Source organism: Streptomyces sp. NPDC087906, from assembly GCF_055584925.1.
The window spans coordinates 350,319-374,458 of record NZ_JBVJLC010000004.1; the positions used below are offsets into that span (position 1 = coordinate 350,319).

General features: G+C 71.5%; 22 protein-coding genes. 7 read left to right on the plus strand and 15 right to left on the minus strand.

From position 1 onward, the window contains the following. Nucleotides 1–96 precede the first annotated feature (96 nt). Together ACZ63I_RS15205 and ACZ63I_RS15210 are read right to left on the minus strand one after the other, a co-directional pair. Nucleotides 97–1,041: a LysR family transcriptional regulator gene (locus ACZ63I_RS15205; protein WP_469338844.1), complete on the minus strand. Its 945-nt coding sequence runs from the start codon at nt 1,039–1,041 to the stop codon at nt 97–99. A 59-nt stretch (nt 1,042–1,100) separates the two neighbouring features. Next, a complete protein-coding gene (locus ACZ63I_RS15210; protein ID WP_469338846.1) occupies nt 1,101–2,057 on the minus strand; it encodes an alpha/beta hydrolase family protein in 957 nt (318 codons plus the stop codon). A gap of 105 nt (nt 2,058–2,162) precedes the next feature. Here ACZ63I_RS15210 and ACZ63I_RS15215 point away from each other — a divergent pair, with 105 nt between their 5' ends. Then, complete coding sequence (locus ACZ63I_RS15215) at nt 2,163–2,570, plus strand: MerR family transcriptional regulator (RefSeq protein WP_469338847.1); 408 nt, start codon at nt 2,163–2,165, stop codon at nt 2,568–2,570. Nucleotides 2,571–2,600: 30 nt separating this feature from the next. On the opposite strand, the gene ACZ63I_RS15220 is transcribed toward ACZ63I_RS15215, so the two are convergent. Further along, nucleotides 2,601–3,416, minus strand: coding sequence for an SAM-dependent methyltransferase (locus ACZ63I_RS15220; protein ID WP_469338849.1), 816 nt, complete (start codon nt 3,414–3,416; stop codon nt 2,601–2,603). 190 nt (nt 3,417–3,606) lie between these two features. Continuing rightward, nucleotides 3,607–6,165, minus strand: a complete 2,559-nt coding sequence (locus ACZ63I_RS15225) for an FUSC family protein (protein ID WP_469338851.1) — start codon at nt 6,163–6,165, stop codon at nt 3,607–3,609. A 384-nt stretch (nt 6,166–6,549) separates the two neighbouring features. Between ACZ63I_RS15225 and ACZ63I_RS15230 the strand changes: the two genes are divergently transcribed. Next, a complete protein-coding gene (locus tag ACZ63I_RS15230) occupies nt 6,550–7,275 on the plus strand; it encodes a GntR family transcriptional regulator (protein ID WP_469338853.1) in 726 nt (241 codons plus the stop codon). A 173-nt stretch (nt 7,276–7,448) separates the two neighbouring features. After that, nucleotides 7,449–8,396 carry a D-2-hydroxyacid dehydrogenase family protein gene (locus ACZ63I_RS15235; protein ID WP_469339242.1) on the plus strand — a complete coding sequence of 316 codons (948 nt, stop codon included), beginning with the start codon at nt 7,449–7,451 and terminating at the stop codon, nt 8,394–8,396. A 165-nt stretch (nt 8,397–8,561) separates the two neighbouring features. Here the strand turns inward: ACZ63I_RS15235 and ACZ63I_RS15240 are convergent, their stop codons facing one another. The 3 genes from ACZ63I_RS15240 to ACZ63I_RS15250 are packed head-to-tail and all read right to left on the minus strand — an operon-like array spanning nt 8,562 to nt 10,462. After that, entirely contained in the window at nt 8,562–9,380 is an 819-nt protein-coding gene (locus tag ACZ63I_RS15240) for an SAM-dependent methyltransferase (RefSeq protein WP_469338854.1), read from the minus strand. Nucleotides 9,381–9,410: 30 nt separating this feature from the next. After that, nucleotides 9,411–9,644, minus strand: a complete 234-nt coding sequence (locus ACZ63I_RS15245; protein ID WP_041989542.1) for a DUF397 domain-containing protein — start codon at nt 9,642–9,644, stop codon at nt 9,411–9,413. Continuing rightward, nucleotides 9,644–10,462 carry a helix-turn-helix domain-containing protein gene (locus tag ACZ63I_RS15250; RefSeq protein WP_469338855.1) on the minus strand — a complete coding sequence of 273 codons (819 nt, stop codon included), beginning with the start codon at nt 10,460–10,462 and terminating at the stop codon, nt 9,644–9,646. Before ACZ63I_RS15250 ends, ACZ63I_RS15245 begins: the two co-directional genes overlap by 1 nt. 225 nt (nt 10,463–10,687) lie before the next feature. Here ACZ63I_RS15250 and ACZ63I_RS15255 point away from each other — a divergent pair, with 225 nt between their 5' ends. Together ACZ63I_RS15255 and ACZ63I_RS15260 are read left to right on the plus strand one after the other, a co-directional pair. Continuing rightward, the gene (locus ACZ63I_RS15255) at nt 10,688–11,170 is read left to right on the plus strand and encodes an ATP-binding protein (protein WP_469338856.1); all 483 of its coding nucleotides are present in this window, start codon (nt 10,688–10,690) and stop codon (nt 11,168–11,170) included. Next, complete coding sequence (locus ACZ63I_RS15260) at nt 11,158–11,724, plus strand: DUF6624 domain-containing protein (protein ID WP_469338858.1); 567 nt, start codon at nt 11,158–11,160, stop codon at nt 11,722–11,724. Before ACZ63I_RS15255 ends, ACZ63I_RS15260 begins: the two co-directional genes overlap by 13 nt. A gap of 16 nt (nt 11,725–11,740) precedes the next feature. Here ACZ63I_RS15260 and ACZ63I_RS15265 read toward each other — a convergent pair whose 3' ends face one another. Beyond that, nucleotides 11,741–12,205 (minus strand): anthrone oxygenase family protein, encoded by a 465-nt coding sequence (locus ACZ63I_RS15265; protein WP_469338859.1) that lies wholly within the window; start codon nt 12,203–12,205, stop codon nt 11,741–11,743. A gap of 171 nt (nt 12,206–12,376) precedes the next feature. Between ACZ63I_RS15265 and ACZ63I_RS15270 the strand changes: the two genes are divergently transcribed. Next, nucleotides 12,377–13,075: a DNA-binding response regulator gene (locus ACZ63I_RS15270; protein ID WP_469338860.1), complete on the plus strand. Its 699-nt coding sequence runs from the start codon at nt 12,377–12,379 to the stop codon at nt 13,073–13,075. 31 nt (nt 13,076–13,106) lie between these two features. Here the strand turns inward: ACZ63I_RS15270 and ACZ63I_RS15275 are convergent, their stop codons facing one another. The 7 genes from ACZ63I_RS15275 to iolC form a co-directional block, all read right to left on the minus strand. Further along, nucleotides 13,107–13,961 (minus strand): ABC transporter permease, encoded by an 855-nt coding sequence (locus tag ACZ63I_RS15275; RefSeq protein WP_469338862.1) that lies wholly within the window; start codon nt 13,959–13,961, stop codon nt 13,107–13,109. After that, entirely contained in the window at nt 13,958–16,597 is a 2,640-nt protein-coding gene (locus ACZ63I_RS15280) for an alpha/beta fold hydrolase (protein ID WP_469338863.1), read from the minus strand. The genes ACZ63I_RS15275 and ACZ63I_RS15280 overlap by 4 nt, the downstream gene beginning before the upstream one ends. Nucleotides 16,598–16,741: 144 nt before the next feature. Next, the gene (locus ACZ63I_RS15285; RefSeq protein WP_469338865.1) at nt 16,742–18,241 is read right to left on the minus strand and encodes a CoA-acylating methylmalonate-semialdehyde dehydrogenase; all 1,500 of its coding nucleotides are present in this window, start codon (nt 18,239–18,241) and stop codon (nt 16,742–16,744) included. Between the two features lie 11 nt (nt 18,242–18,252). Then, nucleotides 18,253–20,217, minus strand: coding sequence for a 3D-(3,5/4)-trihydroxycyclohexane-1,2-dione acylhydrolase (decyclizing) (gene iolD / locus ACZ63I_RS15290; RefSeq protein WP_469338867.1), 1,965 nt, complete (start codon nt 20,215–20,217; stop codon nt 18,253–18,255). Further along, entirely contained in the window at nt 20,214–21,134 is a 921-nt protein-coding gene (iolB, locus tag ACZ63I_RS15295; protein ID WP_469338869.1) for a 5-deoxy-glucuronate isomerase, read from the minus strand. Before iolB ends, iolD begins: the two co-directional genes overlap by 4 nt. Nucleotides 21,135–21,169: 35 nt before the next feature. Continuing rightward, complete coding sequence (locus ACZ63I_RS15300) at nt 21,170–22,051, minus strand: Cgl0159 family (beta/alpha)8-fold protein (protein ID WP_469338870.1); 882 nt, start codon at nt 22,049–22,051, stop codon at nt 21,170–21,172. Continuing rightward, nucleotides 22,048–23,040 (minus strand): 5-dehydro-2-deoxygluconokinase, encoded by a 993-nt coding sequence (gene iolC, locus ACZ63I_RS15305; RefSeq protein WP_469338872.1) that lies wholly within the window; start codon nt 23,038–23,040, stop codon nt 22,048–22,050. Before iolC ends, ACZ63I_RS15300 begins: the two co-directional genes overlap by 4 nt. A 134-nt stretch (nt 23,041–23,174) precedes the next feature. Here iolC and ACZ63I_RS15310 point away from each other — a divergent pair, with 134 nt between their 5' ends. After that, nucleotides 23,175–24,086 (plus strand): sugar phosphate isomerase/epimerase family protein, encoded by a 912-nt coding sequence (locus ACZ63I_RS15310; protein WP_469338873.1) that lies wholly within the window; start codon nt 23,175–23,177, stop codon nt 24,084–24,086. The last annotated feature ends 54 nt before the right edge of the window (nt 24,087–24,140 follow it).

Sequence of the window (24,140 nt, forward strand, 5' to 3'; positions counted from 1 at the left end):
GCGTCAGGGCCCTCTGACGGAGTTGGTCTCAGGACGGCCCGGCGGCGTCCGGCGTCAGGCGCCCGGCGTCCGGGGTCCGGCGTCCGGCGTCCGGCGTCAGCGTTCGATGTCTTCGAGGGTCTTCCAGGACGGGAGCCAGACCGGCCCGGCGAGCGGCGCCAGGCTCGCGAAGTGCTTGATGACGGGCCGGAGTCCGGGGTGGGGGCGCAGGCGCGGGACCATCAGCGAGAGCGGGTAGGCGATCGTCGGATTCACCACCGGGATGCGCCGCAGGTCGTAGTTGGCCGGCCAGATGTACCGGTCGCGCGAGCCCACGAGCGTGGCCACGTCGGCGGAGTCCGCGAGGAGGTCCAGCAGTACCTCGTTGCCGAAGTTGGGACCGGTCGCGTCGACGCGCAGATCGAAGTGGTTGGTCAACTCGTCGTAGAACTCCCCCCATTCGGTGTGCGGCGCGATGCCGGGCACCCAGATCCGGTGGCCGCGGAGCCGGTCCGGTGTGAGGGTACGCGCGGCGGCCAGCGGGTGCCGGGGGCCGACGAGGAGTTCCATCGGGGAGTCGAACGCGTGGATCATCCGTACGTCGTCCGGCAGCGCGGCCGGGTCGGTGACCGAGCGGAACGAGGCGTCGACATCGCCCGCCTGGACGGCCGCGACGGCCACGCGCGGGTCGTTGATCCGGAGCGTCACCACGTCGAGGTCGGTCCCGGGGTTCGCCCGCCAGTAGTCGTGCAGGATGACGGCCTGAGCGGACCGCAGGCCGAGTACGTCGATGCGAAGGGCGCGCGAGCCCGGTCTGATCGCGGAGACGGCGCGATCGACACCCGTGACGATGTTCCGGGCGTGCGGCAGGAATGCCTGGCCGTCGAGTGTCAGCTCCACGCCCCGGGCCGTACGGGTGAACAGGCTGACGCCGAGCCCGCGCTCCAGGGTCGCGATCCGCTTCGACACGGCCTGCTGGGTCACCCCCAGCTCGTCGGCCGCCTGCTGCAACTGCCCCAGCTCGGCCGCGCGGACGAACGAGCGCACCGCCTCGGTATCCATGGCTCGATCGTATGCGGGCCCAACCGATGGTTGTGGCGGGCCGATGTCAGTTTACGAACTCACTTGGACTCCAGCCGTCCCAGCGGGTGCGGACCGGCGGCCAGGGTCTGCCGCGCCGCCGCCCAGTCGCCGCTGTCGACGCCGAGCGCGTGGCGCAGATAGGCCACGGTGACCTGCTGGAGCAGGGCGACGCGCTCGGGGCTCTCGTCGGTGGTCTCTGCGGACCGGTAACCGGAGATGCCGCCGAGGAAGTGCTCGGCACCGAACAGGGTGAGCAGGCTCTTGTCGCCGGGGGCCAGGGCGTACGGATCGGTTGTCCAGTCCGCTCCCCTGACGGTCAGCGGCAGGACGTCCTTGTCCCCCCAGACCACGAGCGCCGGGGCGGTCATGTGCCCGAAGTCCGGGTGCCGCAGCCAGGGGAGGTTCTCGGCGGCGAAGGGCGTCAGGTCGTCGCCGCCCTTGCCCGCCGTGGCCAGGAGCACGCCCGCCGTGACGCGCGGGTCGGACAGGTCGTCCGCCTGCCCGGTCTGCGGGTCGCGGACCCGCAGCCCCAGCAGGATGCCCGCCGTCTGGCCGCCGAAGGAGTGTCCGGCAGCGGCGATACGGGTCCGGTCCGGGCGGCCCGCCAGGCCGGGGACGGCTGCCTCCAGCACGTCGAGGTTGTCGAGGACGTTCGTCATGTCCTCGACGCGGAACCGCCAGAACTGCGGCCGGCGCGGATCGCCCTCGGGCACGGCCAGTGTCTTCGAGTCGAGATGGGTGGGCTGGATCACCACGAAGCCGTGGGCGGCCCAGTGGTCGGCCAGCGGGCTGTAGCCGTCCAGCGACGAGCCGAAACCGTGGGCGAACAGGATGATCGGCAGGTCATGTCCGGTCACCGGGGCGGACACCCGGACGCGCAAGTCAGCGCCGCGCGCGGGCGACGCGGGGAGCACGATCGGCTTGACGGTGACGATGACCTCGGAGGCAGTGACGTCGGGGGTGGCAATGGGAGTGGCAGTGGGGGTGGTGGCCATGGCAGAGCACTACTTTCCTTCGGCGAGCTTTCAGGCGTTACGCTAAAACCTGCCGCTGACGTCAGAGGCAAGCCGCTGTGACCTGGATCACCAAGGGGGTGCACGATGCGTATCGGTGAACTCGCCGGCAGGACCGGGGTCAGCGTCCGGGCCCTGCGCTACTACGAGGAACAGGCCCTGCTCACCTCGGAGCGCAGCCCCTCCGGCCAGCGGCACTACCCGGAGAGCGCCGTCGACCGGATCGAGCTGATCCAGCAGCTCTACGCGGCCGGTCTGACGAGCAAGGGGATCGTGGAGCTGATGCCGTGCGTCGTGGACGGCAACGCCACCCCGGAACTGCTGGCCCGGCTGTCGGCGGAACGGGACCGTATCGACGGCCATATCGCCGAACTGGTCGGCGCCCGGAACCGGCTCGACTCCGTCATCGAGGGCGCCGGAACCCATCTGCGTACGGGCCGCTCCTGCCGGAACCCGAACAGGACCAGGACAGCGCAGGGCGCCGCGGGAGAGTGAGCCGCGGCACGGCAGGTGACCGACCGCGGGTCAGCTCGTCTTGCGGGCGACCGCTCCGTACATCGCGATGTCGCGGTCGTCCACGACCTCCTGGCCGGGGATCGGCCGCCAGTGGTGGACCTGGGTGAGCCCGGGTTCGACCAGGGCCAGGCCGTCGAAGAAGGCCAGGGCCTCCTCGTAGGTGCGCAGTTGCATGGGCATGCCCTGGCGCTTGTACTCGGCCGCGACGCGGCTCACTTCCTCGGGCGCGAAGTCGGCGGTGCCGATCGTCATCGCGAGATAGCTTCCGGTGGGCAGCGGGTCCAGGAGGCGCCGGACCAGGCCGTGCGCGTCGTCGGTGTCGAGGATGAAGTGCAGCATGCCGATGACCAGCAGCCCGATGGGCTCCTGCAGATCGAGCAGCCCCTGGAACTGGGCGTTGGTGAGGATCCTCGCCGGATCGCGCATGTCGGCGTCGACGTACGCGGTACGGCCCTGCGAGGTGCTGGTCAGCAGGTTGCGGGCGTGCGCCAGGACGATCGGGTCGTTGTCGACGTAGACGATCCGCGAAGTCGGCGCCACCTCCTGCACCACCTGGTGGACGTTGGGCGCGGTGGGCAGCCCGCTGCCGATGTCGAGGAACTGCCGGATCCCCGCCTCCGCCGCCAGATAGCGCGAAGCGCGCTCCATGAAACGGCGGTTGGCCCGCATGTGGACCGGCAGCGCCGCCCACTCCCGGCACATCACGTCCCCGGCCTCCCGGTCCGCCGGATAGTTCGTCCGGCCGCCCAGGATGTAGTCGTACACACGGGCCGAGTGAGCCACCCCTGTATCGAACGGATCCCGCCCAACCTTCCCCGGGGTCAAGGCCGCTCACTCCTCTCCACAGAACACGCGACACCGCCGCGTCACCTGGCACGAAACCCAAGACATAACCCGTCCGGCCCCCAGCACGACGCAACACACCCGTACGAGGGCGCGCCCCGCACCCAGGTGCCGCCCCTGGTGCGAAAAGGGGTGCCGGCGACACCCCGGGGTGGGGCTCAGCTCGGGGAGTTCAGTCATGGCAGAGCACAGCGGTTCGGCCCCCGCCCCCGGCCGGGCGGCGGCCGGGCGGCGGCCGTCCGGGCGGATCTCCATCCGTCAGGTCTTCGTCCGTCAGGTCTTCGTCCGTCAGATCGCGATCCGGGCGTCCGCCGTCCGCAGGCCGTTCTCCTCCGCGTACCTGGCCAACGTCTCGTCCAGTGCGGCCAGTTCGCGCAGCGCCGTGTGCAGGCGGTCGGCGCGCGGGCCGGCGGGGGCGTGGAGTGTGCACCGCAGGTGCTGTACGAGCGGGCTCACCCGGGTCCAGGTGCCTGCGGGCTCCCCCCGTCGCGAAGCGGCGGTCCAGGGCCTGGAGGGAGGTCGCGAACGTCCCGGTGATCCGCTCCACGGCCGCCGCGACCTGCGGCGGCAGGTCGATGTCGATGTCCGCGGCGGCAGCGAGCGAGCGGGCGTGGCCGGTGGCGGTGGTGAGGAGCGCGAGGCGGTTCTCGGGGCGGCGTGCGTGGGCGCCGGTGCTGAGCGGCATCCGGATCAGCGGCCTGGCCGCGCCGGTCACCTGGAACAGGGCCGCGTCCACCGCGCGGGCCGCGCCCCGCAGCCGTACCGGAGCCTCCGGCTCCGTCCAGCGCAGCACGAGCTGGGACAGCAGATGCTCGATCGCCGCGGTGTAGCCGCGTTCGGCCTCGCGCCTGATCTTCCTGCTGGACACGGGGAAGATCAGCGCCGCGCAGCCGGTGGCGACGAGGATGCCGAGGCCGTTGTCGAGCAGCCGCTCGGCCAGCAGGTGGTCCATGCCGCTGTACGGCGTGGTCATCCCGTAGAGCTGGATCAGGGCGACGACGAGTCCGACGACCCAGTACGCGTACTGGCGCCCGATGCCCCACGCGCCGATCGCGAGCCCGGCCACGATGACCAGCAGCGTCAGATAGGCATGACCGGGGCCGATCAGCCGCAGCAGGGCGATACCGATCACCGCGCCGACGGCGGTGCCCGCCATCCGGTGGGCGAACTTGCGCAGCCGCTCGTGCGTGGTGCTCGTACCGAACAGTGTGATCATCACGCCGACCAGGCCCCAGTAGAAGCGGCGCGGGTCGATGGCGTCGGTGATCGGGCAGACGATCGCTGCGGCGACCACCGCGTGCAGCGGGAGGCGCAGATAGGGGACGGCGCGCCGCCAGCCGTGGACGTTCTGCGCCGCCGACACCCGCCGGGCGACGGCGCCCGTGCCGGCCGGCCGGTTCTGCTCCAGCAGGACGCTGGGCTGGAACGGCACCTTCGCGGGGGCGGTGGGTGAGTTCCAGCCGAGGCTGAGCCAGCGGCCGAGCGAGTCGGCGAGCGAGTCCAGCAGGCGGCCGATCCGGTCGGCGAGCGCGACTGCCTCGGCCTGGTCGGCGCCGACAGCCGCGTCGGCACCCTCGGTCTCGGCGGCACCCTCGGTAGCGGCGGCACCCTCGGTCTCGTACGTCATGACCGCCGCCCCGTACGGGACAGCCGCCGACCCGTACCGGTCAGCCGCCGACCCGTACCGGACAGCCGCCGACCCGCTCCGGGCAGCCGCCGCCTCGTCCCTGATCCGCCGCGCCGCCGTCCTGAGTGTGTCGGCGCCGCCGAGCGGGGTGTCCCTGGCGACGCAGAGCCCGGCCACAACCGTCTGCCGCAGTGACGGCGGCATCGGGAGCTGGGTGAGCCGCGCCGTCGCCCGGCCGATGCCCTGGAGGGCGAGTTCGGCGTCGAAGAGGTAGCGGTGCAGCAGCTCGGCGGAGTCCGGGTTGGCCGCGACCTCGGGCTGGGCGAGCCGGCCGTCGATGGTGAGCGTCGTCGCGTTCAGCCGCCGCAGGCCGCGCCGCATCGTCCGCACGGCGGCGGCCCGGTCCTCGGTCCTGCCACCGGCCCGGCCACCGACCGGGGCCAGCGCATCGGCGGCGGCCTCCGCCACCCGGCGCGCCTCGATGACGAACGCCCGCTGGGTACGGAGCAGATCCTCGCGCGGCATCGGGTAGCACAGCAGCAGCCGGGCGGCGAGGACCGCAGCCGCCGACACCACGGCGACGACGAACAGCTCGCCGCAGAGATTCAGCGGGACGGCCGCCATCATGCCGACCATCAGGGAGTTGAACAGCATCATGCCGGTGAGCAGCGCCAGCGCCCCGAACCTGGCGAGGAAGAACGTGACGCCGAGCCCCACCACCATCAGGGAGAGTTCCAGGCCCCTGTCCTGGCTCAGCCACGCCGTGAGCGGCAGGACGGCGGAGAACGGGAAAGGCATCCACATGATGGAGCGCGCCAGTCGGGGCACCGTGTTCTCCGCGACGGCGAAGGCGCTCATCAGGCCCATCATCCCGCCGACCATCATGCCGAGCATGGCCGGTACGCCGAGGACCGCCGCCAGCCCGTAACCGACAGCGAGCGCGGTGACCATCGAGACCAGCGAACGCCATCCGGCCTGGAGCTGGCCGAGGCCGGGATCGGCGGCGAGCACCCAGTCCCACCAGCGTCTCGGCCCCTCGACGCGGCGCGGCGCCAGGGCGTCTTCGCGGGCGGTTGCGGGCAGGGTCGACGAGGCGGCGGTCAACTGGTCTCCGGGTCGCAGGGGGCAGCCGGTTCGTCCCGAACCGACGATAGATGCATCATGCAACTATATAGGACCGGAGCGGCGCCACCCCTCGCCCGAGCTGTGATCTCCGTCGCCGCAGCTCGGGGCGAGGGACCGCACGGGATAGCGAACGATCCTTTCTCGGCGGCGCACCCCCAAGACCGCATGCCGATAGCATGCAATACATGTTTCAACCTGGGGCAGCCTCCGCAGTAGAAGCTGACTGCGAAGAGCGGCAGGTCCGAAAGGGGAACGCACCTCTCGCACACCGCCACCACGAGCTGTGCAACGATGCGTGTATACGATAAAAATCGCCGGACCGGCTCGACCGGCCGTTCCCCCCTCTAGCTAAGGACCACCACCGTGACTGTTCGCTCGACCGGACCCGACGGTGGGCACAACCCCGTGCTCGCGCGTCTGGCTCTCGCCGGCGACGGCCAGGCGCCGGCCCGGGGCAGCATGCCCGAAACGGTCGCCGCCGCCTTGCGGGAGGCCATTTTGGAGGGCGGTCTCGCGCCCGGGTCCTGGCTGCGCGAGGCCGAGGTGGCGCGTGAACTGAAGGTGAGCAGGACGCCGGTGCGCGACGCGTTCCGGATCCTCGCCTCGGAGGGCCTGGTCAGCATCAACGCCAACCAGGGCGCCCTCGTCACACCGATGACCAGCGACGACGTTCTGGAGTTGTATGTGATGCGCGAGGCGCTCGAAGCCCTCGCCGCCCGGCTCGCCGCGCGGCGGGCCCCGCAGCGCTGCTTCGACGAGTTCTCCACGCTGATCCCCAAGATGAAGGAGGTCGGCGAGAGCGGCGAGTTCCGCGAACTGTCCAAGCTGAACTTCCAGTTCCACGCGATCATCAGGGACGCGGCAGGCAACCGGTATCTGGAGCGCGCCCTGACCCAGGTGCAGAACGCGGCCCGCCGCTTCCCCGACCCGACCCTCGGACTGCCGGGCCGGGTGGCCGAGTCGATCGGCGAGCATGTCGCGCTCGCCGACGCGATCAGCCAGGGCGACGCGGCCAAGGCCGAGAAGCTGGCCGGCGAGCACATGCACCACCTGTCCGAACTGCGCATCCGGATGCTGCTGCACAACTGATCGCGGGGACCGGATCCGAAAGTGCGGTGCCTCGCCGCGGCCCGCGCCCACCGATCGGGCCGTCCGTGATTGCATGTGGCTGCGATTGCATATGACTTGTACACACATGCGCGCCATGCTGCGCACGTCCAGTGTCCGTTGTCCGATCTCTGCCCCGGGAGAGTGCCACCGTGATCACCGTCGCGATCCTCGACGACTACCAGAGCGTCGCCCTCACCAGCGCCGACTGGTCCGCGCTCGACGGCGCCGCCGAGATCACCGCCTTTGCCGACCATCTCGCCGACCAGGACGCGCTCGTACAGCGGCTGGTGAATTTCGACGTCGTGGTCGCGATGCGCGAACGCACGCCGTTCCCCGCCGAGTTGCTGCGCCAGCTGCCCCGGCTGCGGCTCCTCGTCACCACCGGCGCGCGCAACGCGTCGATCGACCTGGCGGCGGCAGCGGCCCAGGGGGTGACGGTGTGCGGCACGGGCGGGTCCGGCGCCCCCACGCCCGAACTGACCTGGGGACTGCTCCTCGCACTCGCCCGTGCCGTCCCGGCCGAGGACGCCGGCGTACGCGCGGGCGGCTGGCAGTCGACCGTCGGCCGCACGCTCGCGGGGTCGACGATCGGCATTCTCGGTCTGGGCAGGATCGGCCGGCAGATCGCCGGCTACGCCGAAGCCTTCGGTATGGAACGCATCGCCTGGAGCCAGAATCTGACGGCCGAGCGGGCCGCGGAGTCCGGGGTCCGGCTGGTGACCAAGGACGAGCTGTTCCGCGAGGCGGACGTCGTCTCGATCCATCTGCAACTGTCGGAGCGCACCCGCCGTCTGGTGGGCGCACCCGAACTCGATCTGCTCGGCCCGGACGGGTTGCTGGTCAATACTTCGCGCGGGCCGATCGTCGAGGAGAAGGCGCTGGTCGAGGCGTTGAGTGCGGGCCGGATCGGCGGGGCCGCCCTCGATGTGTTCGACATCGAGCCGCTGCCCGCCGACCATCCCCTGCGTACGTTGCCGAACACCGTGATCACGCCGCACATCGGCTACGTCACGCGGGAGTCGTACGCGGTGTTCTACCGCGAGGCCGCCGAGGACATCGCCGCCTGGCTGGCCGGTGCGCCGGTCCGCCTGCTGACCTGATCAACAGGACGTGCCGACCGGGTGCGCCGAACCGGGCTGCCGACCGGGTGCGCCGAACCGGGCCGAACCGGTTCACCACGCGCACGTACGTAAGGCCCGGAGTCGAAAACTCCGGGCCTTACGGGCTTCACGGATAGCTGCGCGCGCGTCGGCGACGTCGGCCGCTCAGGGTTTGCGGGCCACGCCCGCGTAGATCGAGACCGCCGCCTCGGTCGCGCCCGCGACCGACGAGCCGTCCGGCCGCCAGTCCTGCGGGACGACGAGGCCGGGCTCCACGAACTCCAGCCCTTCGAAGAAGCGCAGCACATCGGCGCGCGGCCGCACCTGCGCGGGAATACCGCCGCTGCGGTAGACCTCGATGACCCGCTTCCACATCTCGGGCGCGAAGTCCGGCGTGCAGTGGGACAGGACGAGATAGCTGCCCGAAGGCAGCGCGTCGAGCAGCAGCCCCACCGTCTCGTACGGCTTGTCCTCGTCCGGTACGAAATGCAGCAGCGCGTTGAGCGACAGCGCGACCGGGCGCTTAAGGTCGATCGTCTCGTGCAGCCGGCCGGCGGTGAGGATGCTCTCCGGCTCCCGGACGTCCGCCTGGATGTAGGCGGTACGCCCCTCGGGCGTGCTGCGCATCAGCGCCTCGGCGTGCCGCAGCACCACCGGGTCGTAGTCGACGTAGACGACACGGGCGTCCGGGGCCGTCTCCTGGGCTATCTGGTGGAGGTTGGGGCGGGTCGGGATGCCCGTACCGATGTCCAGGAACTGGCGGATGCCCGCCTGCTCGGCGAGCCAGCGGGTCGCCCGGTGCATGAACCGGCGGTTCACCCGCGCGCAGATCTTGATCGTCGGGAACACCGACTCGACACTGGCCGCCGCCGCTTCGTCGACCTCGTAGTAATCCTTGCCCTGTAAGTAGAAGTCGTACATCCGCGCGGGGTGCGGCTTTGTCGTGTCGATCTCGTCGAGCGACGGGTGATCGAGATCCGTCATGCTGGTCCGTCCGTTTCTCGGGTCGCGAAACTACAGCAGGAAATCGGCGAGGCCATTCTTCGCGCCTTCGACGAAACTGGCCATGGCGTCGGCCGAGCAAATCAGCGCGGGACCCGTCGGATCGGTGGACTGGCGGACCGCCACGTGTTCGCCGCCGAGCTTCTTGGCCTCGACACAACTGCCGCCGTTGGGACCGCTCCAGGGCTTCTCCCAGCCCTCGGTGCCCAAGTCGTCGGCCGGCATGCCGTTGTAGATGTCCCGCATTAGAGCTCCTTGCGTATGTTCTGAAGAAAATCGCGCGATTCGGAGACCGAGGCCGCCCGCGCCGAAAGGTTGTCCAGCACCTGGAGATAGGCGGCGCTGTCCGGGCGCCTGTCGAGATAGACGGCGCCGGTGAGATTCTCGGTGTAGACGATGTCGGGGAGTTCGGTGATGTCGAAGCGGAAGAGATGGAACGGGCCGAACGCACCCAGATGCGGCCCGACGGCGAACGGCATGATCTGCAGCGTCACATTGGGCAGTTCCGTCGCTTCGATCAGCCGGCCGATCTGCGCCCGCATCACCGCGGGCTCGCCGACCGGCCTGCGCAGCACGGCCTCTTCCATCAGGATCCACAGCGCCGGCGCCTCGGGCTTGGTCAGCAACTGCTGCCGCTTGACCCGCAGCGCGACCCGGCGCTCCAACTCATCGACGCCGCTGTGCGCTCCCGCCCCCAGCACCCCGCGGGCGTACTCCTCCGTCTGGAGCAGACCCGGCACATAGTGCGGCTCGTACGACCTGATCAGGCACGCCTCGTCCTCAAGGCTGACGTAGGCACTGAACCAGCCGGGCACGGCGTCGCGGTAACGATGCCACCAGCCGGGGCGGTTGGCGTCCCGCACCAGCTCCATGAATTCGTCGGCCTCGGCCTGCGCCACCCCGTACTTCTCCAACAGGGCCCGTACATAAGGAGGCTTCAGACCGACCTCGGAATTCTCCATCCGCCGGATCGTCAACGGCGTCACGTCGAGGACCGCGGCCGCCGCTTCCCGCGACACCCGCGCCCGCTCGCGCAACGCCCCGAGCCGTTTGCCCAGCACCATACGGCGAACCGTCGGGGCACTCGCCGCGCCTCCGGCGCTTCCCCCGCTTCCGCTCCCCGCACTTCCCGGCCGGACGTCAGCCACGGCTCACACCACCTCCTGACGGCATCTCACCGTCCGAAGTCTGTCAGGTAGTTACTGCCCCATCCAGAGCGATGACAGGCATTCTGAAATTATCAGATAGATCGGTTGCGAGCTGAGAGTGACAACGCGCATAGTGAACAGGTGGCTCACATCACGGCACACCATGCACACAGGCAACCCACATTCGGCGCCGGGGAGTTACGGAGCGGAGCCCGTACGCTGCCGCGCAGGCCCGACGCCGCGGCCAGGGCCAGGAGCTGGGTGCGCGACGAGCTGCGCCACCACGACCTGCCGCAGGGCGTACGGGACGACGCGGTGCTGGTGATCTCCGAACTGGTGACCCATGCCGTTCTGCACACCACCGGCGCCACCGTGAGCTGCGAGGCACGGGTACTGGCCGGCTGCGTCCATCTCGAAGTGCGTGACGAGGGCCAGCTCTCCACCGGGGGCGGGCACGGGCTCCTCCTGGTGGACCGGATCGCGGAGGCGTGCGGCACCAGGCCGGCGCCGGCCAAGGACGGCGGCGGGCGCGCGGTATGGGCGACTCTCACTTTCCGGCCTGCCGAATCCCGTACGCCGCAGGCTCCCCGGAGCAGGGGTACGCAGCCGCGATGCGCGAGATGACCGGGAGCGGCGCCGGATCCGGCTCGGGCGAAAAGCTCGAAAGACAGGCGCTCGCCGACGAGTTGCTGCGGCGGGTCGCCGAGGACAACAGCGCCACGGCCGAGGCACAGCGGCTGCCCGCGGCCCATCTCCGGCTCGCGCTCGCCCGGTGCAGGGCAGAGAACGCGGAGGCGCTGCGCTCGGTCGTCGCGGCGCACGGCTGGCCGACGGCGGCGCTGGTGGGGGTCGACGCCTCGACGGCGGCCCTGATGATCCTGCTGCACTCCGACGATCTCGCGTTCCAGCTCACCTGCCGCGATCTGATCGCCGAAGCCGTGGAGGCGGGGCTCTGCTCACCGATCCACAGCGCCTATGCCGCCGACCACTGCGCGGTCGCGCTGGGCAGGCCCCAGGTGTACGGGACCCGTTACACCCCGCTGGGCAGGCCGTATCCGCTGCTCGACCCGGAGGGCGTCGACGCCAGGCGGCTGGCGGTCGGGCTGCGGACGATGGCGGCCGAGCAGCAGGCTCTGACCGAGATCCGGCTGCGCCAGGCGAACCGCGCGTCGGCCTGAGGCCATTGACGCCGGGTCAGACGGCGGCGGCGACCAGCAGGGCGAAGGCCGCGACGGCCAGCAGCGTACGGACGAGATGGAAGCGGTTCCAGCGCGTCTCGAACGCGGCGCGCGTCTCGCCGTCGGATCGGCCGGGAGGTGACCCCGCCGCCAGCGCGTTGTTGAGCGGTACGTTGCCGGCGACCGTGACCAGGTGGTTGAGGACGGCGCACACCAGCCCGGCGAGTACCAGCCACCGCTGGGTGTCCGTGCGCCCGTCGACCGGTACGAACAGGGCGGCGGCCGGGAAGGCCACTTCGGCGAGGAACACGACGAGGAAGACCGGGCGCGGCACGTACTCGTTGATCCTGCGCGCGGTCACGACGAACTGTTCGTCGGTCAGCCGGGCGAGCGCGGGCATGACGCCGGTCAGGAAGATCAGCATCATGCCCGCGTACAGTCCGGTGGATATCGCGGCGAGCGCGATCAGCAGGGTGGCCATGGCGCACATCATCGCCGATGGCCGGGCGGGACCGCCGGGAAATATCGCGCCTCCGGTTCGCACGGGTTTGGCAAGGAGTCGCCAGTCGCCGACCTGGGGCTTGTCACGGAACGCGATCGTGTGAGTACATGGAGTGGCGCGGCTTCGAGGGGACGACGGGGGTGGTCAGCCGTGGCGGATGTTGCAGGCTCGGTGCTCAACAGGTCGATGCCGGTGGGGCGAATGACGCTGGAACCGATATGGGAACCGGTGGTGGGGGTCCGTCAGGTGGCGGCGGCGTTGACCGCGCTGGTCCGGTCCGCCCGGCAGGAGCTTCTGAGTTTCGACGATCCGGAAGGCGATTCGCTCGCGGACGCGGCGGGCCGGTGGGCGGAGCCGGCGGCCACCGTGGCGATACGCAGGATCGTGCCGCGCACCGGCCCGGCCGGGCTGGTGGTTCCGGCGCAGGGCGGGGCGCCCGGTGGGCTGGGAGCGGCGTCCGATGGACTCGGGTCGGGTGAGGCGCGGGAGTCCGATGCCGTGCCGTTCCGGATGGTGGTGGTGGACCGCTCCGTGGCCGCCGTGCCGCTCGATCTGCGGTATCCGCAGGACGGGCTGCTGTTGATCCGCGATCCGGTGATCGTGCGGGCCCTGGTCCGTATCCACCAGACCTGGTGGGAAGCGGCGCGGACACCGGTGCAGGCCGTGCCGCGCGGGCTGCGTCCGGTGCTGGAGGCGCTGCTCGCCGGGCTCACGGACGAGGCGGCGGCGTCGCGGCTCGGTATGTCGAGCCGCACCTACAGCCGCCGGGTGTGCGAGTTGCTGGCCGCGCTCGGTACGGCGAGCCGCTTCCGGGCGGGGGCGGAAGCGGCCCGCCGGGGCTGGATCTGACCGACCGGCGGCGCCTTGGCAGGGGCGCCTGCTACGAGACGATGTCCTTGCGGGCGAAGCCCCGGAAGGCCAGTGCGAACAGCACCAGCGCATAGGCGACGGAGACAGCCGCGCCCTTCGCCATGCCGGTCCATTCCAGTTGCGGCTGGAGCGCGTCCACCCAGGCGAACTGCCAGTGCGCGGGCAGGAAGTCGCGCCAGGAGCCGAGGGCGGTCACGGCATCCAGCACATTGCCGATGATCGTGAGTCCGACCGCGCCGCCGACCGCGCCGAGGGGGGCGTCGGTCTTGGTGGACAGCCAGAACGCCAGTCCGGCGGTGACCAGTTGGGAGACGAAGATGAAGGCGACGACGAGGGCCAGCCGTGGCACGGTGTCGCCGGCGGCCAGGGAGCCACCGGTCGGCAGCTCCAGCGGACCCCAGCCGTAGGCGGCGGTGCCGGCCGCCAGGGCGACCAGCGGCAGCAGCACCATCGCCGCCGCGCTCATCAGGAGCGCGACCGCGAGCTTGCTCGACAGCAGCCGGGCACGCGGCACGGGCGCGGCGAGGAGGTAGCGCAGCGAGGACCAGCTCGCCTCGGAGGCCACGGTGTCCCCGCAGAACAGCGCGACCGGCACCACCAGCAGAAAACCGGCCGATACGAAGAGGGAGGTGGCGGCGAAGTTCGCACCGGAAGCGGTCGCCGTGTCCATCAGCGTCACACGCCCGTTCGCCCCGCCGGGGGTGCCGCCGACGGCGAAGGCGACGATCAGCACGAAGGGCAGGACGGCGAGCACGATCCCCATGGCCAGGGTCCGTCTGCGCTTCAACTGCCGCTTCAGCTCCACCCGGAGCGGCAGGGTGTGCCGGGCGCGGTAGCCGGGGGCCGATTCGGTCAGCACGCTCATGCGGAGCCTCCGGAGATCAGGGTGAGGAAAGCGTCCTCCAGGCGGCGGTGGGGTCCGACCCCGGTGATGGCGACATCCAGCCGGACCAGCTCGGTGACGAGCGTGTTGGTGGAGGCGCCTTCGAGCCGTACGAGCACCCCGTCGTCCGTGCGGACGGCGGAGCCGATCCCGGGCAGCGCGCCGATCTTCTCCACGACCGGCTCGGGCACCTGCCCTTCGGTGGTGACGAGCAGGGTGTCGCCGGAGCCGACGATCTCGGCGACGGGTCCTGTCTGGACGAGTTGGCCCCGGTGCATGACCACCAGATGTGTACAGGTCTGTTCGACCTCGGAGAGGAGGTGGCTGGAGACGATGACGGTGCGTCCTGCGGCCGCGTAGCGGATCATCACGTCCCGCATCTCGCGGATCTGCGGCGGGTCGAGGCCGTTGGTCGGCTCGTCGAGGATCAGCAGATCCGGCATACCGAGCATGGCCTGGGCGATGGCGAGCCGCTGCCGCATGCCCTGCGAGTAGGTGCGGACGGCGCGGGCCAGCGCGTCGCCGAGACCGGCGATCTCCAGCGCCTCGTCGAGCTGGGAGTCCTCGGCGGGGCGGCCGGTGGCGGCCCAGTACAGCTCCAGATTGGCCCGCCCCGACAGATGCGGCAGGAAGCCCGCGCCTTCGACGAACGAACCGACCCGCGACAGTACGGGGGCACCCGGCCGGATCGCGTGGCCGAAGACCCGGATCTCCCCCTCGTCCGGGGTGATCAGTCCCATCAGCATGCGCAGTGTGGTGGTCTTGCCGGCGCCGTTCGGCCCGAGCAGTCCCAGCACCTGCCCCTGTTCCACCCGGAAGGAGAGATCACGTACGGCGTACCGGTCGGCGGACTTGGCGTACCGCTTGGCGAGATCGGTGATCTGCAGCGGTACGCCGGCGAGCGCCGGATCGGGCGGCGGGGTGCTGCCTCTGCGCCGGGCGGTCAGCAGCAGTGCGGCGCCGATCAGCAGCCCGGCCGCCGGGAGTCCCCAGACCCACCAGGGCACCGTGGCCGCCGCGGTGGTCAGGGCGGGGACGGTCGGCACGGCCAGCGGGCCGTCCACGGAGACGCGGTAGGTGGCGGGGGCGGTCGGTGAGGCGTAGGCGAGGTCGGTGGCGGCGAAGACGACCCGCAGCCGGTGGCCTGCCTGCACCTGGCGGTCGATGGCGGGCATCGTCACCGTGACGGTCCTGCCCTGCCGGGCGTCCTCGATCCGCAGGGGGGTGACGAGTTGGGAGGGGAGCACCTGCTGGGTGCCGTCGGGGCCGACGTCGTAGACCTTGGCGAAGAGGACCGCGTCACCGTTCGCGGTGACCGTGGCCCGGACGGTGGGTGAGCCAGTGATCCGCAACGAGTGTGCGAAAGGAGATGAGTCGAAGTGGGCGAACTGCCCGGGGAAGTCCAGCGACAGACCGAGTCCCGCGCTCGACAGTTGGGACAGGCCACCGCCGAGCCCGCCGAGGCCCGGCACGGAGGAGATGGCGGGCGGGCTGCCGCCCGCCGGGTTCTGGAAGGACTGCGCGCCGCCGCTGAGCGGCACGGAGACCGTTCCGCCGCCGAGCCCCGGGTAGTGGTCGGCGCTCGCGCCGCGCAGCAGGGTCCGGCCGTCGGTGGAGTCGACACCGCCGGAGCGGCTGACCCGGAAGGCGGGTCCGGTGTCGGCGCCGGCTTCGTCCTTGAGATAGCGGTCGAACCAGGAGGAGATCCGGCCCTCGATCCGGTTCGCCTCCAGATCCCCGCCGTCGTGGCCGCCCGCGATCCAGTCGACGTCGACGGGGGCGCCGTTGGCGCTGATCGCCTTCGCCATGGTGTCGGCCTGGCCGAGCGGGAAGAGCGAGTCGGTCTGGCCCTGGACGATCAGCGCGGGCACATCGATCCGGTCGCCGATCGCGGAGGGGCTGCGCTCGGCGAGCAGTTGGCGCGCCGCGGCGTCCGGCTTACCGGAGACGGCGACCCGCTTGTACATGGCGCAGAGCTGCTTCTCGAAGGTGGCGCAGCCACCGCCGGTGGAGAAGAAGATCCCGGCCCAGAGCTTCTTGAACACCCCGTCGGGCATCAGCGCGTCGGCGAGATTCCAGTAGGTGATCTCGGGGGCGATGGCGTCGACCCGCTTGTCGTAGCCGGCGGCGAGCAGCGAGACGGCCCCGCCGTACGAACCGCCGGTCACCCCGACGCGCGGGTCGCCCGCCTTGTCGAGCCGTACCTCGGGGCGCTTCGCCAGCCAGTCGATCAGCCGGGAGACGTCCTTGACCTCGTAGGCGGGGTCGTTGAGCCCGATCTTCCCGGTGGACCTGCCGAAGCCGCGGGCCGACCAGGTCAGCACGGCATAGCCGTCGCGGGCCAGCTTCTCGGCCTGGCCGCGTACGTCGTCCTTGCTGCCGCCGAAGCCGTGCCCGATCAGCACGGCCGGCCTGCGCCCGCTGCCGCCCGCCGTGAAGTACGACGTGCCGATCTGCGCCCCGGGCATCCGCATCACCCGGTCCTGGCGGTGCACGGTGGGCGCGCCGTCCGAGGCGACGGCGGTCCAGGTGCCCGCGCCGACGAGCACGGCGGCCGCGGCGAGCGCCGCGAGCCAGCGCGTGCGCAGCCGGGGCCGACGGGGGGTGGGGGTGTCCATACCTGAACCCTAAGCGGACCGGTGGGCCGTCCCTACCCGCGCCGGTCTGAACCCGTCGGCCTCCTCAGGCAGTACGGCCGCGCCCCGCCGTACACCAACTGCGGTACGGCGGTGGAGGCTGAGCGGCGGAGACTGAGCGGCGGCTCAGTGGTTGCGGGGGAAGCCGAGGTCGACGCCGGCGGGGGCTTCGGACGGGTCGGGCCAGCGGGTCGTGACGACCTTGCCCCGGGTGTAGAAGTGCACGCCGTCGTTGCCGTAGATGTGGTGGTCGCCGAAGAGGGAGTCCTTCCAGCCACCGAAGGAGTGGTAGCCGACGGGGACCGGGATCGGCACGTTCACGCCGACCATGCCCGCCTCGACCTCCAGTTGGAAGCGGCGGGCCGCGCCGCCGTCGCGGGTGAAGATCGCGGTGCCGTTGCCGTAGGGCGAGGCGTTGATCAGGGCGATGCCCTCTTCGTACGTCGCCGCGCGCAGCACGACCAGGACCGGGCCGAAGATCTCGTCGCGGTAGGCGTCCGAGTCGGTGGAGACCTTGTCGAGCAGCGAAAGGCCGATCCAGTGGCCGTCCTCGAACCCCTCGACGGTGTGGCCCGTGCCGTCCAGGACGACCTCGGCGCCCTGGGCTGCGGCGCCGGTCACGTACGAGGCGACCTTGTCGCGGTGGGCCTTGGTGATGAGCGGGCCCATCTCGGAGGCCGGGTCGGTGCCGGGGCCGATGGTGATCTTCTCGGCGCGCTCGCGGATCTTGGCGACGAGTTCGTCGCCGATCGCGCCGACGGCGACGACGGCGGAGATCGCCATGCAGCGCTCCCCGGCGGAGCCGTAGGCGGCGGAGACGGCGGCGTCGGCGGCGGCGTCGATGTCGGCGTCCGGCAGGACCAGCATGTGGTTCTTGGCGCCGCCGAGTGCCTGGACGCGCTTGCCGTTGGCGGAGGCGGTGGCGTGGATGTGCCGGGCGATCGGTGTGGAGCCGACGAAGGAGACGGCGGCCACGTCCGGGTGGGCGAGCAGCGCGTCGACGGCGACCTTGTCGCCGTGCAGCACGTTGAGCACGCCGTCCGGCAGTCCGGCCTCGGAGGCCAGCTCCGCGAGCAGGTTGGCGGCCGAGGGGTCCTTCTCGCTCGGCTTGAGCACGAAGGTGTTCCCGCAGGCGACGGCCAGCGGGAACATCCACATCGGCACCATGGCCGGGAAGTTGAAGGGGGTGATACCGGCGACGACGCCCAGCGACTGGCGGATGGACGCCACGTCGACCCGGCTGGAGACCTGGGTGGACAGCTCGCCCTTGAGCTGGGTGGTGATCCCGCAGGCCAGTTCGACGATCTCCAGGCCGCGGGCGACCTCGCCGAGCGCGTCCGAGTGCACCTTGCCGTGCTCGGCCGTGATCAGTGCCGCGATCTCGTCGCGGTGCTCGTCGAGCAGCGCGCGGTAGCGGAACAGCACGCTGGTGCGCGCGGAGAGGGACGAGGTGCCCCAGGTCGCGTACGCGGCCTTCGCCGCCGCCACGGCCGCGTCCACCTCCTCGGTGGACGCCAGCGCCACCTGGGTGGTGACGGCGCCGGTCGCCGGGTCGGTGACGGGTCCCCAGTTGCCCGAAGCACCCTCGACGGTCTTGCCACCGATCCAGTGGTTGACGCTCTTCATGCGTTGCTCCTTCACAGATGACGGCGCCGGGCTGCGACATGCCTGTCGTACACCTCGCGGGCCTCGACCGCCGCCGGGCGCGTCGCGGTCTCGGCCACGGGGACATCCCACCACGCCTGGGCCGGCGGCACCCCGGACACAGTGTCTGCGGTTTCGGTCTCCACATAGACACATGTGGGGCCGTCGGCGGCCCGCGCTTCGGCGAGGGCTTCCCGCAGGTCGCGAATGGTCTTGGCGCGGATCACCCGCATCCCGAGGGACGCGGCGTTGGCCGCGAGATCCACCGGCAGCGGGGCCCCGGTGTAGGTGCCGTCGTCGGCCCGGAAGCGGTAGGCGGTGCCGAAGGACTCGGCGCCGACCGAGGCGGAGAGACCGCCGATGGAGGCGTACCCGTGGTTCTGGATGATCACGACCTTCAGCGGCAGCCGCTCCTGGACGGCGGTCACGATCTCGGTCGGGTTCATCAGATACGTGCCGTCGCCGACCAGCGCCCAGACGGGCCTGCCGGGCGCGGCGAGCTGGACGCCGATGGCCGCCGGAATCTCGTACCCCATGCAGGAGTAGCCGTACTCGACGTGGTACTGGTCGCGGGAGCGGGTCCGCCACAGCTTGTGCAGATCGCCGGGGAGCGAGCCGGCCGCGTTGATGAGGATGTCCTCGTCGGTGACGAGTTCGTCGAGCACGCCGAGGATCTGCGACTGGGTGGGGCGCAGCAGGTCCTCGTCGGCGGCCAGCGCCGCGTCGACCCGCTCCTCCCACCACTCCTTGTCCTCGCTGTACTCGGCGACGTAGGAGGCATCGACGGCGTACGAGGTCTCGCCACCGAGCCCGGCGGTGAGCTGCTCCAGCGCGGTGCGCGCGTCGGCGACGAGCGGGTGGGCGGCGAGCTTGTGCGCGTCGAAACTCGTCACGTTGACGTTGAGGAACCGGACGGCCGGGTTGGCGAAGAGGGTGGCCGAAGCGGTGGAGAAGTCCGACCAGCGGGTGCCGACGCCGATCACCAGGTCGGCGGTGCGGGCCAGTTCGTCGGCGGTGGCGGTGCCGGTGTGGCCGATGCCGCCGATGTCGGCGGGGTGGTCGTGGCGCAGCGCGCCCTTGCCCGCCTGGGTGGCGGCGACGGGGATGCCCGTCGCGTCCGCGAACGCGGCGAGCGCGTCCTCGGCGGCGCTGTGGTGGACACCGCCGCCGGCGACGAGCAGCGGGCGCCGGGACTGCCGTACGAGCGCGAGGGCCGCGTCCAGTTCGGCCGGGTCGGGCGCCTGGCGGCGGACCCGCCAGATCCGCTCGGCGAAGAACGCCTCCGGCCAGTCGTACGCCTCCGCCTGCACGTCCTGCGGCAGCGCGAGCGTGACGGCGCCGGTCTCGGCCGGGTCGCTGAGCACCCGCATCGCGGCGAGCGCCGCCGGGATCAGCGCCTCGGGCCGGGAGACCCGGTCGAAGTAGCGGGAGACGGGCCGCAGCGCGTCGTTGACGGAGACGTCGCCCTGGGACGGGTCTTCGAGCTGCTGGAGCACCGGCTCGGCGGGGCGGGTGGCGAAGGTGTCGCCGGGCAGCAGCAGCACGGGCAGCCGGTTGATGGTGGCGAGGGCGGCGCCGGTGACGAGGTTGGTGGCGCCGGGGCCGATGGAGGTGGTCACGGCATGGGCGGAGAGGCGGTTGCTCTGCCGGGCGTAACCGACGGCGGCATGGACCATGGCTTGTTCGTTGCGTCCCTGCAAGTACCGCATATCGGCACCTGACTCGACAAGCGCCTGTCCGATGCCCGCCACATTGCCGTGGCCGAAGATGCCCCAGGTGGCGTTGATCAGCCGCTGCCTGCGGCCGTCCCGCTCCGTGTACTGGCGGGAGAGGAAGGTGATCAGCGCCTGCGCGACGGTCAGCCGGCGGGTGCCGGTGCCCGGTGCGCCGCCGTCGGCGCCCGGTGCGGCGCCGGTGCGCGGGCCGTTGGCGGGGCGCGGGCCGTTGGCGGTGGTCATGACGTTGCCTCCGCTGGGTTGCGCCGCGGCGCCGTGTACAGCGGCAGCCGCGGGTCGACGTCCTGGCCGGGCCAGGTGTCCCGGATCCAGCCGTGGTCGGGGTGGTCGCTGATCAGCCACTCCCTGGTCGCGCCGGGACCCGCCATCACGTTCAGGTAGTACATGTCGTGTCCCGGCGCGGCGACGGACGGGCCGTGCCAGCCGTCCGGGATGAGCACCGTGTCACCGCCGCGCACCTCGGCCAGTACGTCGCTGCCGCCGGGCCGCGAGGGGGAGACGCGGTGGTAGCCGAGCGCGGACCCGGCGCCGTGCGCGCCCGGGTCGATCTCGAAGTAGTAGATCTCCTCCAGCACCGACTCGGCGCCGGGGAGCGGTTCGTCGTGCTTGTGCGGCGGGTACGACGACCAGTTGCCGCCGGGGGTCAGCACCTCGACGGCGATGAGCCGGTCGCAGTCGAAGACCCCGGCCGCCGCGAAGTTGTTGACCTGGCGCGAGCAGCCGCCCGCGCCGCGCAGCTCGACCGGAACCTCCGATGCGGGGCCGTAGCGAGCGGGGAGTCGTCGCTCGCACTTCGCTCCTGCCAGGGCGAAGCGGCCTCCCGCATCGGAGGAGATCTGGGCATCGGCGTCGCGCGGTACGTAGGCGAAGTCCGTGACGCCGCTGAACACGCTTTCTCTGCCCAGCAGTTCCATGACCTCACCCTCGGTACGCACCGTACAACCGCCGTTCAGCGGAATGACGATCCATTCGCTGTCTCCGGTGGCGAAGGCATGGCCGGCGCCGGGCGCCAGCTCCACGACGCGCAGCGCGCTGTGGGTCCAGCCGGCCCGCTCGGGGCCGACGTCGAGCACGTACGGCCCCTTCGCGGCGCTGCCGGCCGGTACGTACAGCCCCGCCGTGTTCTGCTCGCTCGTCATGTCCGTCTCCCTACCCTCCATACCCTCCATGACCGTCAGAGCAGTCCTACGGCCGTGTCGACGGCCGCCGCCACGTCCCCGTCGGCCGGGTAGAGCAGCGAGCGCCCCACCACCAGACCCTGCACCGTGGGCAGCCGCAGGGCCTTGCGCCATTTCTCGTACGCGCCCTCCTGGTCGCCGCCGATCTCACCGCCCAGCAGGACGGCCGGCAGCGTCGAGGTCTCCATGACCCGGGCCATATCGTCGGGGTCCTCGGTAACGGGAACCTTCAGCCAGGTGTACGCGGAGCTGCCGGCGAGACCCGATGCGATGGCGATCGAGCGGGTCACCGCGTCGGCGCTCAGATCGGTGCGGAGCCGGCCGTCCACCCGGCGGCAGACGAACGGCTCGACAAAGACGGGCAGCCGGCGCTCGGCCATGGCGTCGATGGCGCGCGCGGCCGAGTGGATCGTGTCGAGGGAGCCCGGGTCGTCGTAGTCGATGCGCAGCAGCATCTTGCCCGCGTCGAAGCCGTGCCCCGCGATGTCCTCGGGGCGGTGTCCGGTGAAGCGGTCGTCCAGTTCGAAGGCGGCGCCGGCCAGTCCGCCGCGGTTCATCGAGCCGATGACCACACGGTCGTCCAGCGCGCCTATCAGGAGCAGGTCGTCCAGGATGTCGGCGCTGCCGAGCACCCCGTCCACACCGGGACGTGAGAGGGCGAGGCAGAGCCGCTCCAGCAGGTCGGCGCGGTTGGCCATGGCGAGCCGCCGGTCGCCGACGCCGAGCGCGCCACGCGCGGGGTGGTCGGCCGCGATGATCATCAGCCGGCCCGGCGGGCGCAGCAGCGGCCGGCGCGCGCGCCGGGCGGCCGCCTCGGCGACGGCTTCCGGGCGGTGCGCGCGCAGGCGGACGATCTCGGACACATCGACGCGGGTCACGAAGCGGCTCCGGGGGTGGGCAGGGGGCCCTGGTCGGGGACCGGGCCGCCGGCGAGTACGTGGGCGACCTCGCTGTCGTACGGCATCGCCGACGAGCAGGCGAGTCGGGCGGCGACGATGGCGCCCGCGGCGTTCGCGTAGCTGATGGTGCGCGCCAGGTCCCAGCCGGACAGCAGGCCGTGGCAGAGCGCGCCGCCGAACGCGTCACCGGCGCCGAGTCCGTTGACGACATCGACGGGGACGGGCGGGAGTTCGGCCACGGCTCCGTCGCGGTGGACGGCGAGCACGCCCTTGGGTCCTTGTTTGACGACGGCGAGTTCGACACCGGCGGCGAGCAGCGCCCGTGCGGCGGCGTGGGGTTCGCGCTCGCCCACGGCGATCTCGCACTCGTCGAGATTGCCGACGGCGACGGTGGCATGGCGCAGGGCGGCCCCGTACACCTCGCGGGCGTCGGCGCCCTCGGGCCAGAACATGGGCCGCCAGTCGAGGTCGAAGACCGTCGTCCCGGACTTGTCGCGCGCCTCAAGGGCGGCGAGCGTCGCCGAGCGGCTGGGTTCGGCGCAGAGTCCGGTGCCGGTCATCCAGAAGATCCTGCTCGCCCTGATGGCGTCGAGATCCAGCTCGTCCGGGTGGATCTCCAGATCGGGGGCCTTCGGCTGCCGGTAGAAGTACAGCGGGAAGTTGTCCGGCGGGAAGATCTCGCAGAAGGTCACCGGGGTCGGGTACTTGTCGACCGCCGTCACCCAGCGGTCGTCGACCCCGAACCCGCGCAGCTCCTGGTGGAGGTAGTCGCCGAAGGGGTCCTGCCCGGTCCGGGTGACGACGGCGACGCGGCGGCCCAGCCGGGCGGCGGCGACCGCGACATTGGTCGCCGAGCCGCCGAGGAACTTCCCGAACCTGTCCACCTGGGCCAGCGGGACCCCGGTCCGCAACGGGTAGAGGTCCACCCCGATCCGGCCCATCGTGATCACGTCGTACGGTGCGGACATGGGCGTCCCTTCAGCTCGACGGCGCGACCGATGCCCCCGATCTAATGCCCCGGCCACCAGTGCTGTCAACAGTTTGTCCTGACATTCGGACGAACCCTTGACACCTTTTCCTCACGGCCGGAAAGCTGACCGGTATGACCTCTTCCTCACCCGCACTGAACCGCATCCGCGTCGGGTCGGCACCCGACTCGTGGGGGGTGTGGTTTCCCGACGACCCCCAGCAGGTCCCCTGGCAGCGCTTCCTGGACGAGGTCGCCGAAGCCGGTTACGAGTGGATCGAGCTCGGCCCGTACGGCTACCTGCCCAGCGACCCCGACCGGCTGCGCGAGGAGACCGGCAAGCGCGGGCTGAAGGTGTCGGCGGGCACGGTCTTCACCGGGCTGCACCACGGCCCCGCCGTCTGGGAGAAGACCTGGGCCCATGTCGCCGACATCGCCGAGCTGACCCGCGCGACGGGCGCCGAGCACCTGGTGGTGATCCCGTCCTTCTGGCGCGACGACAAGACAGGGCAGGTGCTGGAGGAGCGCACGCTCACGGCCGCGCAGTGGCGCGATCTGACCGAGGGGACCGAGCGGCTCGGCCGCGAGGTGCGGGAGCGCTACGGACTGCGGATCGTCGTCCATCCGCACGCGGACACCCATGTCGACACCGAGGAGAACGTCGCGCGGTTCCTCGACGCGACCGATCCGGAGCTGGTGTCGCTGTGCCTGGACACCGGGCACTACGCGTACTGCGGCGGCGACAGCGTCCGGCTGATCGAGACGTACGGGGAGCGGATCGGCTATCTGCACCTCAAGCAGGTGGATCCGCGGATTCTCGCGGAAGTCGTCGCGAACGAGGTGCCGTTCGGCCCCGCCGTGGCCCGCGGGGTGATGTGCGAGCCGCCGGCCGGGATCCCCGCGCTCGGGCCCGTCCTGACCGCGGCCGAGGGGCTCGGCGTCGACCTGTTCGCCATCGTCGAGCAGGACATGTACCCGTGCCCGCCGGACAGGCCGTTCCCGATCGCCGAGCGCACCCGCCGCTTCCTGCGGAGCTGCGGCGCCTGACGGCACACCGCCCCACCGCCCCATGTGCCGTGCGTGTCACCATTGTTGATGTTC